This window comes from Prauserella alba (assembly GCF_024171735.1).
Classification (GTDB): Bacteria; Actinomycetota; Actinomycetes; order Mycobacteriales; family Pseudonocardiaceae; genus Prauserella; species Prauserella alba.
The window spans coordinates 769,657-782,259 of record NZ_JAMTCH010000003.1; the positions used below are offsets into that span (position 1 = coordinate 769,657).

At 70.6% G+C, this 12,603-nt stretch carries 12 protein-coding genes; 10 read left to right on the top strand and 2 right to left on the bottom strand.

From position 1 onward, the window contains the following. Positions 1 to 16: 16 nt before the first annotated feature. Positions 17 to 745, bottom strand: coding sequence for an amino acid ABC transporter ATP-binding protein (locus tag LY12_RS03435; protein ID WP_253854858.1), 729 nt, complete (start codon positions 743 to 745; stop codon positions 17 to 19). A 277-nt stretch (positions 746 to 1,022) separates the two neighbouring features. Here LY12_RS03435 and miaB point away from each other — a divergent pair, with 277 nt between their 5' ends. Together miaB and LY12_RS03445 are read left to right on the top strand one after the other, a co-directional pair. Next, positions 1,023 to 2,507: a tRNA (N6-isopentenyl adenosine(37)-C2)-methylthiotransferase MiaB gene (gene miaB, locus LY12_RS03440; protein ID WP_253853192.1), complete on the top strand. Its 1,485-nt coding sequence runs from the start codon at positions 1,023 to 1,025 to the stop codon at positions 2,505 to 2,507. Then, positions 2,504 to 2,977 carry an Rv2732c family membrane protein gene (locus LY12_RS03445; RefSeq protein WP_344072239.1) on the top strand — a complete coding sequence of 158 codons (474 nt, stop codon included), beginning with the start codon at positions 2,504 to 2,506 and terminating at the stop codon, positions 2,975 to 2,977. Before miaB ends, LY12_RS03445 begins: the two co-directional genes overlap by 4 nt. A gap of 118 nt (positions 2,978 to 3,095) precedes the next feature. Here the strand turns inward: LY12_RS03445 and LY12_RS03450 are convergent, their stop codons facing one another. After that, positions 3,096 to 4,406 carry a DUF349 domain-containing protein gene (locus LY12_RS03450; protein WP_253853194.1) on the bottom strand — a complete coding sequence of 437 codons (1,311 nt, stop codon included), beginning with the start codon at positions 4,404 to 4,406 and terminating at the stop codon, positions 3,096 to 3,098. Between the two features lie 210 nt (positions 4,407 to 4,616). Between LY12_RS03450 and LY12_RS03455 the strand changes: the two genes are divergently transcribed. From LY12_RS03455 to LY12_RS03490, 8 genes are all read left to right on the top strand, one after another. Further along, positions 4,617 to 5,333: a class III extradiol ring-cleavage dioxygenase family protein gene (locus tag LY12_RS03455; RefSeq protein ID WP_253853195.1), complete on the top strand. Its 717-nt coding sequence runs from the start codon at positions 4,617 to 4,619 to the stop codon at positions 5,331 to 5,333. Continuing rightward, positions 5,330 to 6,238, top strand: coding sequence for a tRNA (adenosine(37)-N6)-dimethylallyltransferase MiaA (miaA, locus tag LY12_RS03460; protein ID WP_253853196.1), 909 nt, complete (start codon positions 5,330 to 5,332; stop codon positions 6,236 to 6,238). The genes LY12_RS03455 and miaA overlap by 4 nt, the downstream gene beginning before the upstream one ends. Before the next feature lie 10 nt (positions 6,239 to 6,248). After that, complete coding sequence (dapF, locus tag LY12_RS03465) at positions 6,249 to 7,091, top strand: diaminopimelate epimerase (RefSeq protein WP_253853197.1); 843 nt, start codon at positions 6,249 to 6,251, stop codon at positions 7,089 to 7,091. A gap of 273 nt (positions 7,092 to 7,364) precedes the next feature. Beyond that, positions 7,365 to 8,843, top strand: coding sequence for a bifunctional tetrahydrofolate synthase/dihydrofolate synthase (gene folC / locus LY12_RS03470; RefSeq protein WP_308292061.1), 1,479 nt, complete (start codon positions 7,365 to 7,367; stop codon positions 8,841 to 8,843). Then, positions 8,840 to 9,262, top strand: coding sequence for a DUF4233 domain-containing protein (locus LY12_RS03475; RefSeq protein ID WP_253853198.1), 423 nt, complete (start codon positions 8,840 to 8,842; stop codon positions 9,260 to 9,262). Before folC ends, LY12_RS03475 begins: the two co-directional genes overlap by 4 nt. A 100-nt stretch (positions 9,263 to 9,362) precedes the next feature. Next, the gene (locus LY12_RS03480) at positions 9,363 to 10,946 is read left to right on the top strand and encodes an alkaline phosphatase D family protein (protein ID WP_253853199.1); all 1,584 of its coding nucleotides are present in this window, start codon (positions 9,363 to 9,365) and stop codon (positions 10,944 to 10,946) included. Between the two features lie 82 nt (positions 10,947 to 11,028). Beyond that, positions 11,029 to 11,439 (top strand): nucleoside-diphosphate kinase, encoded by a 411-nt coding sequence (gene ndk / locus LY12_RS03485; RefSeq protein WP_253853200.1) that lies wholly within the window; start codon positions 11,029 to 11,031, stop codon positions 11,437 to 11,439. Between the two features lie 206 nt (positions 11,440 to 11,645). Next, positions 11,646 to 12,602: an ABC transporter ATP-binding protein gene (locus LY12_RS03490; RefSeq protein WP_253853201.1), complete on the top strand. Its 957-nt coding sequence runs from the start codon at positions 11,646 to 11,648 to the stop codon at positions 12,600 to 12,602. Position 12,603 lies beyond the last annotated feature (1 nt).

Below are 12,603 nucleotides of genomic sequence, written 5' to 3' on the forward strand. Positions count from 1 at the left end.
GGGCCGGGATGTGCGATCAGTGGGTGAGGATCTTGCCGAGGAAGTCCTTCGCCCGGTCGGTTTTCGGGTTGGAGAAGAAGTCCTGCGGAGTCGAATCCTCGACGACCTCGCCGTCGGCCATGAACAGCACGCGGTGGGCGGCCCTGCGGGCGAAGCCCATCTCGTGCGTGACGACGACCATCGTCATGCCCTCGTCGGCGAGCGAGGTCATCGTGTCGAGCACCTCCTGCACCATCTCGGGGTCCAGTGCGGAGGTCGGCTCGTCGAACAGCATCACCTTCGGCTTCATCGCCAGCGCGCGGGCGATCGCCGCGCGCTGCTGCTGGCCGCCGGAGAGCTGCGCCGGGTACTTCTCGGCCTGATCGGCGATGCCCACGCGTTCGAGCAGTTCCATCGCGGTCGTGCGGGCCTCGCTCTGCGAGACCCTGCGTACCTTGACCGGGCCGAGCGTGACGTTCTCGATGATCGATTTGTGCGAGAACAGGTTGAACTGCTGGAACACCATGCCGACGTCGGCGCGCAGCGCGGCGAGCGCCTTGCCCTCGGCAGGCAGCGGTTCGCCGTCGACCTCGATCGTGCCCGAGTTGATCGGCTCGAGGCGGTTGATGGCGCGGCAGAGGGTCGATTTACCCGACCCGGACGGTCCCAGCACGACCACGACCTGTCCGCGAGGGACCTCGAGATTGATGTCCTTCAGTACATGCAGGTCGCCGAAGTACTTGTCCGCGGCCGTCGCCTTGATCATCGGCGGGGTGGTGGCCGTGGACGCGCCGCCGGAGCCGGACGCCTCGGTACTCAAATCTTGCCTCCATAACGGTGAGCTGCCGGTTCGACGAGCATGTCCGGCAACCCCGAGATTGAACACCATCGGGTCAACCCCGGTGCGCCATTTAAGTCAAATCGCAATCTTTCACCCCGGTCCGCTTACGCCGCGTGACCGGAGTGGTGTGCGGGAGCCTATCCACTCCGGGTCGATCCGGCCCACCGAGGTGCCCGTTAGATGCCGGATTACCCTGGAAGTCGTGACCCGTTCGTACTCCATCCGCACTTTCGGCTGCCAGATGAACGTCCACGACTCCGAGCGTCTCGCGGGACAATTGGAGGACGCCGGATACGTCGCGGCGGCCGAGGGCGACGCCGCCGACGTCGTCGTGCTCAACACGTGCGCCGTGCGGGAGAACGCCGACAACAAGCTGTACGGCAACCTCGGTCACCTGCGGGCCCGCAAGAACGAGAAGCCCGGCATGCAGATCGCGGTCGGCGGCTGCCTGGCCCAGAAGGACCGCGGCGACATCGTCAAGCGGGCGCCCTGGGTCGACGTGGTGTTCGGGACCCACAACATCGGGTCCTTGCCCACGCTGCTCGAACGCGCCCGTCACAACGCCGAGGCCGAGGTCGAGATCCTCGAGGCGCTCGAGACGTTCCCGTCCACCTTGCCCGCCCGGCGCGACTCGGCCTACTCGGGCTGGGTGTCGATCTCGGTGGGCTGCAACAACACGTGCACCTTCTGCATCGTCCCGTCGCTGCGCGGCAAGGAACGCGACCGCAGGCCGGGCGAGATCCTGGCCGAGGTCGAGGCGCTCGTCGCCGAGGGCGTGCTGGAGGTGACGTTGCTCGGCCAGAACGTCAACTCCTACGGCGTCGAGTTCGGCGACCGGCACGCCTTCGGCAAGCTGCTGCGCTCCTGCGGCTCGGTCGACGGGCTGGAGCGTGTGCGGTTCACCTCACCGCATCCGGCCGCCTTCACCGACGACGTGATCGACGCGATGGCCGAGACGCCCAACGTCTGCCACCAGCTGCACATGCCACTGCAGTCCGGTTCGGATCGCATCCTCAAGGCGATGCGCCGCTCGTACCGGTCGGAACGGTTCCTGTCCATCTTGGACAAGGTGCGCGCCGCCATGCCCGACGCCGCGATCACCACCGACATCATCGTCGGCTTCCCGGGGGAGACGGAGGAGGACTTCGAGCAGACGCTCGACGTGGTGCGCCGCGCGCGGTTCTCCAGTGCGTTCACGTTCCAGTACTCGAAGCGGCCGGGAACGCCCGCCGCCGACCTCGACGGCCAACTGCCCAAGGAGGTCGTGCAGGAGCGGTACGAGCGCCTCGTCGCCCTCCAGGACGAGATCTCCTGGGAGGAGAATCGCAACCAGGTCGGCAAACGCGTCGAACTCCTCGTCGCCACGGGTGAAGGCCGCAAGGACGCCGAGACGCAGCGCATGAGCGGCCGCGCCCGGGACGGCAGGCTCGTGCACTTCACACCCACCGGCCCGGAGATCGACACCGCGGTGCGGCCCGGCGACATCGTCGAGACCACGGTGACCTACGCCGCGCCGCATCACTTGGTGGCCGACGGTGATCTGCTCAGCCACCGCCGAACCCGCGCGGGCGACAACGCCGAGGCGGGGCAGCGGCCCAAGACCGACGGCGTCAGCCTCGGTCTGCCGAGCTTCGGCAGGCCCGCCGAACCGGCTGAGACGACCACGGCGACGGGATGCGGACTGTGAGCGACGAGGAACGAGACCGCGCGGTCGAAGAGCTCGGCGCGGACGTCGACGCCACGCTCTCCGAGGCGACGAAGACGATCGAGCCCGGCCGCTCCGGGTTCGCGATCGCCGTCGTCGTGTTCGTAGCTCTCATCGCACTGCTGCTGCCCTGGGCAGGCGGCGAGCCCGGTTGGCGCATGGTCGCGGGAGAAGGCGGCGCGATCCCACGGCTGTTCGTATCCACCGGCTCGCTGTTCGGTGTGCTCGCCTCGGCCGCGGCCCTGGTCACCCGCCGTTGGTGGCTCAGCTGGGTCTGCACGGTCGGCTGCTGGATCTCGTCGGTGGACGGACTGCTGGCCATCTGGTCGCAGCAGTCGTCCCCGGTGAGCGGCCACGCCGGGAGCGGCCCCGGTGCGGGCATGATCCTCATGTGGATCTGCGTCGTGGTGCTGGCCGTGCAGTGGACGCGCCTCGCATGGTCCCGCTCCTGACACGCGTGCCGCCCCGCCCCGGCATCGCCTGACTCAGCGTCCGTCCCGACTCCGACGAGCCGGCCCCGGGCCGGTGACCGCGCCTGCCGACCAGGCCGCGGTCACGGGGAACGCCGGATCAGCGGTCGGCGATCGCGGCCTCGGCGGCCGACAACCACTCGCGCCACTGCGCGGCCTGCTGCTCCGCCTTCGCGGCGCGCTTGCCGTCCCCGGCGTCGCGTGCCTTGGCGGCCTGCTCCTCGAACTGCTCCACCTTCTCGCGGAACTGGTCCACGCGTGCCTGCGCCTCGGGATCGGTGCGGCGCCACTTCGCGTCCTCGGCTCCGCGCACGCGGTCCTGCACCGCCTTGAGCCTGCCGTCGAGCTCGCGGATGCGTTCCCGCGGCACCTTGCCGATCTCGTCCCACTGCTCCTGGATGCGCCGCAGCTGCGAGCGAGCCGCCTCCAGATTCGCCGAAGGGTCGATCTTCTCCGCTTCGACCAGCAGCTCCTCCTTGCGCGAGGCGTTCTCGGCGAACTCGGCGTCCCGTTCGTGCAGCGCCGCCGCCCTGCGGGAGAAGAACGCGTCCTGGGCGGCGCGGAACCGCTGCCACAACGCGTCGTCGGAGTCCTTCGGCGCCCGCCCCGCGGCCTTCCAATCGGCCATGAGCTGCTTGTACCGCGCTGCGGTCGGACCCCAGTCGGTCGACTCCGTCATCGACTCGGCCTCGTCGATGAGCTCCTCCTTGCGCCGCTTCGCCGTGGCGCGCTGCTTGTCCAGCTCGGCGAAGTGCGACCCACGCCTGCGGTTGAACGCCTCGCGCGCCTTCGAGAACCGTTTCCACAGTTCGTCGTCGGTCCTGCGGTCGATCCCCTTGATCGTCTTCCACTCCTCGAGGATCGCCTTGAGCCGGTCACCGGCCCACTTCCACTGGGTCGACTCGGCGGCGATCTGCTCGGCCTCGGCGGCGAGGTCCTGCTTCCGTGCGATGGCCTCGGCACGTGCCTGTTCCCGCTTCTCCTTCACCTGGGAGACGGCATGCTCGGCGTGCGCGATCACGGCGTCCAGCTTCGCGTCCAGTGCGTCGACATCCCCGACGATCGCCGCTTCGGGAAGGCCGTCCTTGAGGTGCGTGGCACTGCTGAGTGCCTGCTTCGGGTCGCCTGCACCGGAGGAGAGGCGGGTCTCGAGCAGCTCGACCTCGGTGCGCACGTCGTCGAACCGTCGCGCGAAGTGGAGCAGGCCCTCCTCGGCGGTGCCCGCCTGCCACACGCCGACCTGCCGCTCGCCGCCGGACGTGCGGACGAACACCGCACCCTCGTCGTCGATGCGGCCCCAGCGTTCGGGGTGCGGTTCCGCCGCGGGGATCGTCGAAGCGGCCTGCGTGTGCGGCACCTCGCTGGGCGCCGGCACGTGCGTCGTGTTCTCCGGGGTGTTCTGCTCGGCCATGGCCGGCTCCTTCTCACCTAGGCCCGTGGTGCGGGCGCCCCGCCGCGGGCGGGGCCGGGTGGTGCTGTCGGTGTCACTGCCACCGGATCGCGGGCGATCCGGCGGGTCGCTGTCCGCATTCAAACAGGTCAGCACGGTTCTCGGTACTCCGTTGCCCGAAGATTGCCTCAAGACGTACCGCGGAGAGTGCTGCCGGTAGCCTCTGGACGCGTGATCTCGTGTGCCGTCGTGGTTCCCGCTGCGCCGCTACTGGTGCCCGAGCTGGTTCCCGGTACCCGGCTGGCCGACGCGGTGCGCGCCGCCGCCGTCGACGCGGCGTCCCGGCTGCCGTCCCGGTGGATCGCGGTGGGCGCAGGCCCCGCCGGGAGCGCGCCCGCCACCGTCGAGGCGGACCGGTCCGGCACGTTCCGCGCGTTCGGTGCCGACGTGGTCGTACCCCTCGACGTGAACTCCGCGGAGCCGCCGGAGGACCTGCCACTGCCCGCGCTCGTCGCCGCATGGCTGCGCGTGCGGGCCGGCTCGCGCTCGGTCCGCGTGGAACTGATCGCCGAGGACGCGAGCCCCGCCGACTGCGTGACACTGGGTGAGAAGCTGGCCGCCTCCGACGACCCGGCCGGTGACCCGGTCGGGCTCCTGGTCGTCGGCGACGGGTCGGCGCGCAGGGACACCGCACCTCCCGGCGAGGAGGACGAGCGGGCGCAGGGCTTCGACGCGGCCGTCGCCGCCGCGCTCGCCGGCGCCGATCCGCAGGCTCTCCTCGACATCGACCCCGCCCTGGCGGACGAGCTGCGAGTGGCAGGAAGGGCCCCGTGGCAGGTACTCGGCGGATTCGCCCGCGCCCGCGGCGTCACCTGGCACGGTGAGCTGGTGTATTCGGACGCCCCGCGCGGTGTGGGCTACCACGTCGCGTGCTGGGAGGCGGGATGAGCATCCGGCCGGTCGCGGTCGTCGGTCCGACGGCCACGGGGAAGACGGCGCTCGGCGTGGAGCTGGCGCTCGCGCTCGGCGGGGAGGTCGTCAACGCCGACGCCATGCAGCTCTACCGGGGCATGGACATCGGCACGGCGAAGGCGACCGTGGCCGAGCGGCGGGGCGTGCCGCACCGGCTGCTGGACGTGCTGGACGTGACGGAGACGGCGTCGGTGGCGGCCTACCAGCGCGACGCACGTGCCGAGCTGGAGCGGTTGCTCACCGAGGGGCGGGTCCCGGTGCTGGTCGGCGGATCGGGACTGTACGTGCAGGCCGTCGTCGACGAGCTACGGTTCCCCGGTACCGACCCCGAGGTGCGGGCCTCGCTGGAAGCCGAGGCACAGCGGCTCGGCGCACCCGCACTGCACGAGCGGCTCGGAAGGCTGGACCCGGACGCGGCCGCGGCGATCCTGCCGGGAAACGTGCGGCGGATCGTGCGGGCCCTCGAGGTCATCGAGATCACCGGACAGCCGTTCTCGGCGAATCTGCCGACACCGGGCGAGCCCCGGTACGGCACCGTGCTCGTCGGCGTGGACCGCGACGTCGCCGAGCTGGACGAGCGGGTGAACCTGCGCGTGGAGCAGATGTTCGCCGACGGGCTCGTCGACGAAGTGCGCGCCCTGGAACGACGGGGGCTGCGTGACGGGAAGACGGCCTCGCGGGCGCTGGGGTACCAGCAGGTACTGGCGGCCTTCGACGCCGGGACCGGGGATTTCACGCAGGCCGCCGACGAGACGGCGCAGGCGACGCGACGGTTCGTCCGCAAACAACGCAAGTGGTTCCGGCGTGACACGCGCATCCACTGGTTCGACGGCGGTGACCCGGACCTGGGCGACCGCGTCCGCCGCCTGGTGACGCCGTAATCTGGACGGCATGGGTGGAATCGAATTCCTCAAAGGGCACGGCACACAGAACGACTTCGTGGTCCTGCCCGATGCGGTCGGCGCGCTGGAGCTGACGCCGGAGCGTGTCGCCGCACTGTGTGACCGGCAGCGGGGGCTCGGCGCCGACGGCGTACTGCGGGTCGTGCGCGTGTCCGCCCTGGCCGGGGACGTGCCGGGCACGGAGGACTCGGCCGCCGAATGGTTCATGGACTACCGCAACGCCGATGGTTCGGCGGCGGAGATGTGCGGGAACGGGGTGCGCGTGTTCGCCCGCTACCTCGTCGAGTCCGGCCTCGAGGACCGGCGGGAGTTCGCCGTCGGCACCCGTGCGGGCGATCGGCCGGTGCAGGTGCACCCGGACCTGTCGGTGACCGTGGAGATGGGGCAGGCGCGGATCACCGGCACGTCGGTGGCCGTGGTCGACGGGCGTGAACTGTCCGGCGTCGCCGTCGACGTCGGCAACCCGCACCTGGTATCCACAATGGATGACGACGTGGCGGGGCTCGACCTGCGGGAGCAGCCCCGGTTCGACGGGGACTTCTTCCCCGACGGCGTCAACCTCGAATTCATCAACACCGTCGAGCCCGGCGCCCTCCGGATGCGCGTGTACGAACGGGGAGTGGGGGAGACCCGCGCGTGCGGCACCGGCACCGTGGCCGCCGTCGCGGCGGCGCTGCACCTCTCGGGCACCGACCACGGATCGTCCACAGTGGATATCCCGGGTGGCCGGGTGACCGTGACGGTCGACCGCGAGGGTGCGACGCTGACGGGGCCAGCCGAGTTCGTCGCCCGCGGTGAGCTCGACGCCGGCTGGTGGGGTCGCCTCCGCTGACCCCCCTGACGGTCTGCCGAGCGCACAGCTCCGTCGGCCCCGCGTGTCCTGCGCTCGTGCTTCGCCGGCGGCCCGCGGCGGGGTAGTGGCGACGGCGACCCGTGTCGGAGTGCAGGACACGCGGGGGCCCGGTGCAGGACACGCGGTGTCGCCGTGGCGGTTCGGGGACGGCGGGTGGTCATGATCATTGTGGACGGAGGGTGTGGCGGCCGCTGACGCGTGGTCGCACGTAGACTCGGGACCGTCAGTGCAGTACCAGCAGGGAGTGTGTGCGTGTCGGACGACGAGCAGGAGTTTCCGCCCGAACTCACCGAGGGCGACAACTTCATCGCCGGTCCGTTGCCGGACGATCCCGAGCCGCCCAGCGACGAGACCGAGGCCGCCATCGAGCAGCAGTCCCGGCGCGAGCTGCAGATCGTCGAGGCCGAGCTGAACGAGCGGTGGCCGGAGACGAAGCTCGAGCCGTCGCTGACGCGTATCTCCGCGCTGATGAACCTCCTCGGTGACCCGCACCGCACGTACCCGGTGATCCACGTCGCCGGCACCAACGGCAAGAGCTCCGTCTCGCGCATGATCGAGGCGCTGATGACGCGGATGGGCCTGCGCGTGGGCCGCTACACCAGCCCGCACCTGCAGCTCGTGACCGAGCGGATCAGCATCGACGGGCAGCCGATCTCCGCCGAGCGCTACGTCGACACCTACCGCGACGTCGCCCCGTTCGTGCAGATGGTCGACCAGGCGGGCGGTGCCGACGCGCCGCCGATGAGCAAGTTCGAGGTGCTCACCGGCATGGCGTTCGCCGCGTTCGCCGACGCGCCCGTCGAGGTCGCCGTGCTCGAGGCCGGGATGGGCGGTGCGTGGGACGCCACCAACGTCGCCGACGGCCAGGTCGCGGTCATCACGCCGATCGGCATCGATCACGCCGACTACCTCGGCGACGACCGCGCGACCATCGCCGGGGAGAAGGCGGGCATCATCAAGGCCGATTCGGTGGCTGTGGTCGCCGAGCAGGAACCCGACGCCGAGCGTGTGCTGCTGGAACGGGCCGTCGAGGTCGACGCCGCCGTCGCGCGCGCGGGCAGCGAGTTCACCGTGCTCGACCGCACCAAGGCGGTCGGCGGGCAGCTGCTCACCATCCAGGGTCTCGGCGGCGTCTACGAGGAAGTGTTCCTGCCGCTGCACGGCAAGCATCAGGCCGACAACGCCGCGCTGGCGCTGGCCGCGGTCGAGGCGTTCTTCGGGGCGGGCAAGGAGCGGCAGCTCGTCGGCGAGTCGGTGCGCGAGGCGTTCGCCGAGATCGTGACACCGGGCAGGCTGGAACGTGTCCGTGCCGCGCCCGCGGTGCTCGCCGACGCGGCGCACAACCCGCACGGCGCCGCCGCGTTGGCCGCCACGATCGACGAGGAGTTCGCGTTCCGCAGGCTCGTCGCCGTCATCGGCGTCCTCGAGGACAAGGACGTCCGCGGCATCCTCGAGGCGCTCGATCCGGTCGTCGACGAGGTCGTCATCACCGTCAACTCCTCACCGCGGGCCATGCCCGCCGAGCAGCTGGCCGAACTCGCGATGGCCGTGTTCGGTGAGGAACGGGTGACGGTCGAACCCGCACTGGACACAGCGATCGAAACGGCGATCAGCCTCGTCGAACAGCCGGACGACCCCGAGGAACCGCTTGCGGGTGGCGGCGTGCTCGTCACCGGTTCGGTGGTCACCGCGGGTGAGGCCCGCACGCTGTTCGGCAAGGAGCCCGCATGAGTGACGACGGCGCCACCTCCGCGGGTGCGACCGGCGATGACGTGCCGGCACCCGCGACCGATCCGATGAAGGGTTTCCGCGGTGTCCAGGCCGGGACGCTGGTCATCGAGGCGATCGTCGTCGCGCTGGCGCTGCCCGTGGTCGGCACGCTCGGCGACGGTGTGACGAGCTTCCAGGGCTGGACCGTCATGGCCGTCGTCGCGGCGCTGCTCGTGTTGTGCGGGCTGCTCAAGCAGCCCTGGGCGGTGTGGACCATCCTCGGCCTGCACGTCGTACTGCTGGCGTTCGTCGTCGCGCTGCCCTCGATCGCCGTGATCGGGCTGATCTTCCTCGGCGTGTGGTTGTGGCTGCTGTGGCTGCGCCGCGACGTCGCGCGGCGCATGGCTCAGGGCACCCTGCCCAGCCAACAGCAGGGCTAGGAACCACACGTCCCTGACCTCGTGGTCTCGCGTGCCGCCGTTCATCGTCCGGCCATGCCGTGTTGAGGCTTCAGCCCTCCCCGCGCGATAGAAGTGCGGCATGACTGATCTCCCTTCCCACCGCGAAGTCCCCGCGGCCGGTCTCGCCGTCGCGCGCCGCAGGCTGCTGAAGGCCGGTGCCGTCGGCGCCGGTGCGCTGGCCGCCACCACGCTGGCCGGCGGCACGGCCGCCGGGTTCTCCCGTTCCGGCCGTCCGGTGCTCACCCACGGCGTGCAGTCCGGCGACGTGGAACGGCACTCGGCGATGGTGTGGACGCGTGCCGACCGCCCCTCGCGCATGCTCGTCGAGGTTTCCGCCGACCCGTCCTTCCTGCGCAGCCGGGTCGTGCGTGGTCCCGTACTGAGTCCCGAGACCGGCGGTACCGGCAAACTGCGGCTGCGTGGCCTGCCGACCGGCGCCGACACGTACTACCGCGTCACCGCGGAGGACCTGGACGGGCGCGTGACGTCCGAACCGGTGACCGGCAGGCTCCGCACCGCGCCGAAGGGCCGCTCCGACGTCCGCCTCACCTGGTCCGGTGACGTCGCGGGCCAGGGCTGGGGCATCAACGCCGACATCGGCGGCATGCCCGCCTACACGGCGATGGCCCGCCGCCGCCCCGACCTGTTCCTGCACTGCGGCGACACCGTCTACGCGGACGGGCCGCTCGAGGAGTCGGTGACGTTGCCCGACGGGCGCGTGTACCGCAACGTGGTCACCGAGGCCAAGTCGAAGGTCGCCGAAACACTCGACGAGTACCGCGGCCAGTTCGCCTACAACCTGCTCGCCGACAGCGTCCGCGAGTTCAACGCCGTCACCCCGAGCTATGTGCAGTGGGACGACCACGAGGTCGTCAACAACTGGTACCCCGGCGAGATCCTGGATCTGCCCGAGTACACCGAGAAGCGCGTCGACGTACTGGCACGTCGCGCCTTCCGGGCGTTCCACGAGTGGCACCCGATCGACCCGAAGGCGGCCGAGGACGGCCGGGTGTACCGCAACTTCGCCTACGGCGACCACGTCGAGGTGTTCGTGCTCGACATGCGCAGCTACAAGGACCGCAACGACGGAGACGCCCACCGCGACGGCTCCGTGCTGGGCGAGCGGCAGGCCGCGTGGCTCGTCCGCGCTCTCGCCCGGAGCAGGGCGACGTGGAAGATCGTGCAGGCCGACCTGCCCATCGGCCTCGCCGTCGCCGACGGCGATGCCGGTGCCATGGAAGGCGTGTCCAACGGTGTCGGCGGCGCCCCGGGCGGCCGCGAGACCGAGTTGGCGTGGGTGCTCTCGGAGGTCGCCCGCAGGCAGGTCCGGAACGTGGTGTGGCTGACCGCCGACGTGCACTACACGGCCGCGCACCACTACAGCCCGGAACGTGCGAGCTTCACCGACTTCGCCCCGTTCTGGGAGTTCGTCTCGGGGCCGCTGCACGCGGGTGCGTTCGGCCCGGGTGATCTGGACGGCACGTTCGGCCCGAAGGCCGTGTTCACGCACGCACCGCCGGCCGACGGCCAGAACGCCTCGCCCATGGAGGGCTTCCAGCACTTCGGCGAGATCAACGTGGACGGACCGAGCGGCGCACTGACGGTCGACCTGCGTGACGGCACCGGCGCGTCGCTGTGGTCGAAGACCCTGCAGCCGGAGTGAGGCCTCCCGCCCTCACGAGAAGGCGCGGGAAGCGGCCGCTACGCTTTTTCCACTACCGTTCTGTTTGAAGGAGAAATACCCCGTGACTGAGCGCACGTTGGTTCTGGTCAAGCCCGATGGCGTCGAGCGGGGCCTGGTCGGTGAGGTCATCTCGCGCATCGAGCGCAAGGGACTGTCGCTCGCCGCGATGGACCTGCGCACCGTCGAGCGTTCCGTGGCCGAGGAACACTACGCCGAGCACAAGGACAAGCCGTTCTTCGGCGACCTCGTCGACTTCATCACCTCGGGCCCGCTCGTGGCGATGACCGTCGAGGGCCCGCGCGCCATCGCGGCCTTCCGTCAGCTCGCCGGCGGCACCGACCCCGTCGAGAAGGCGACCCCGGGCACGCTGCGCGGCGACTACGCCCTGGAGGTGCAGTTCAACCTGGTGCACGGCTCGGACTCGCCCGAGTCGGCCGAGCGCGAGCTGAAGCTCTGGTTCGGCAGCCTCTGAGCTGTCGGCGTGCCTCGGGTACGCCGAACATGCGACACGACGTTGGCCGCGTCCTCCTGTGAGGACGCGGCCAACGTCGTTCACGAGAGGGCCGACGTGGTGTCGATCACCGCGCTCGCCGGGTGCGGTCCCGCCTTCTACGTCGAAATCCGTCGTTTCCTGTCGGTGGGTTGTGGCAATGTTCCGCGGGTGAGCGGTGAGACCACATGAGCGGTGAGACGGCGGCAGTCCCGATGGTGGAGGCTCCGATGGTGGAGGCCAAGGCGCTGGTGAAGCGCTTCGGCGACTTCGAAGCCGTCCGCGGGATCGACGTGCAGGTGCGCAAGGGCGAGGCGTTCGGGTTCCTGGGGCCGAACGGCGCCGGCAAGTCGTCGACGATGCGGATGATCGCGTCGACGTCACCGCGCTCCGACGGCGACCTGCGCGTGCTGGGCATGGACCCTGACGTCGACGGGCCGCGGATCCGTGCCCGCCTCGGTTCGGTGCCGCAGCAGGACACGCTGGACACCGAGTTGACAGTGCGGCAGAACCTCCAGATCTACGGCCGGTACTTCGGCATGTCACGGGCCGACGTGCGCCGCAAGGCGACCGAGCTGATGGAGTTCGCCCAACTCGCCGAGCGCGCCGACGGCTTGGTGGACGCGCTGTCCGGCGGCATGAAACGGCGGCTGACGATCGCCCGCTCGCTGGTGAACGATCCCGACCTGCTGCTGCTCGACGAACCGACCACCGGGCTCGACCCGCAGGCGCGGCACATGCTGTGGGACCGGCTGTTCCGGCTCAAGGCGGGTGGCGTCACGCTCATCATCACCAGCCACTACATGGACGAGGTCGAGCAGCTGTGCGACCGGCTCGTCGTCATGGACGGCGGGCACATCGTCGCCGAGGGGTCGCCCTCGGAACTCATCGCCCGGTACTCGACCAGGGAGGTGCTCGAGCTGCGGTTCGCACCGGGCGAGCAGGGCGGCATCGCCGAGCAGGTGGCGGAGTTCGGCGAACGGGTCGAAGAGCTGCCGGACCGCGTACTCGTCTACACCGGCGACGGCGAACGCGCACTGGAACAGGTCCACGGCCGGGACGTGCGGCCGGTGTCGAGCCTCGTCCGGCGCAGCACGCTCGAAGACGTCTTCCTGCGCCTCACCGGCCGGACGCTGGTGGACTGAC

Bases quoted from the DNA above. Each gene is read 5' to 3' on its own strand.
- LY12_RS03435 (WP_253854858.1), bottom strand. From the start codon at position 745: ATGATCAAGGCGACGGCCGCGGACAAGTACTTCGGCGACCTGCATGTA.
- LY12_RS03450 (WP_253853194.1), bottom strand. From the start codon at position 4,406: ATGGCCGAGCAGAACACCCCGGAGAACACGACGCACGTGCCGGCGCCC.
- miaA (WP_253853196.1), top strand. From the start codon at position 5,330: ATGAGCATCCGGCCGGTCGCGGTCGTCGGTCCGACGGCCACGGGGAAG.
- dapF (WP_253853197.1), top strand. From the start codon at position 6,249: ATGGGTGGAATCGAATTCCTCAAAGGGCACGGCACACAGAACGACTTC.
- LY12_RS03475 (WP_253853198.1), top strand. From the start codon at position 8,840: ATGAGTGACGACGGCGCCACCTCCGCGGGTGCGACCGGCGATGACGTG.
- LY12_RS03480 (WP_253853199.1), top strand. From the start codon at position 9,363: ATGACTGATCTCCCTTCCCACCGCGAAGTCCCCGCGGCCGGTCTCGCC.
- LY12_RS03490 (WP_253853201.1), top strand. From the start codon at position 11,646: ATGAGCGGTGAGACGGCGGCAGTCCCGATGGTGGAGGCTCCGATGGTG.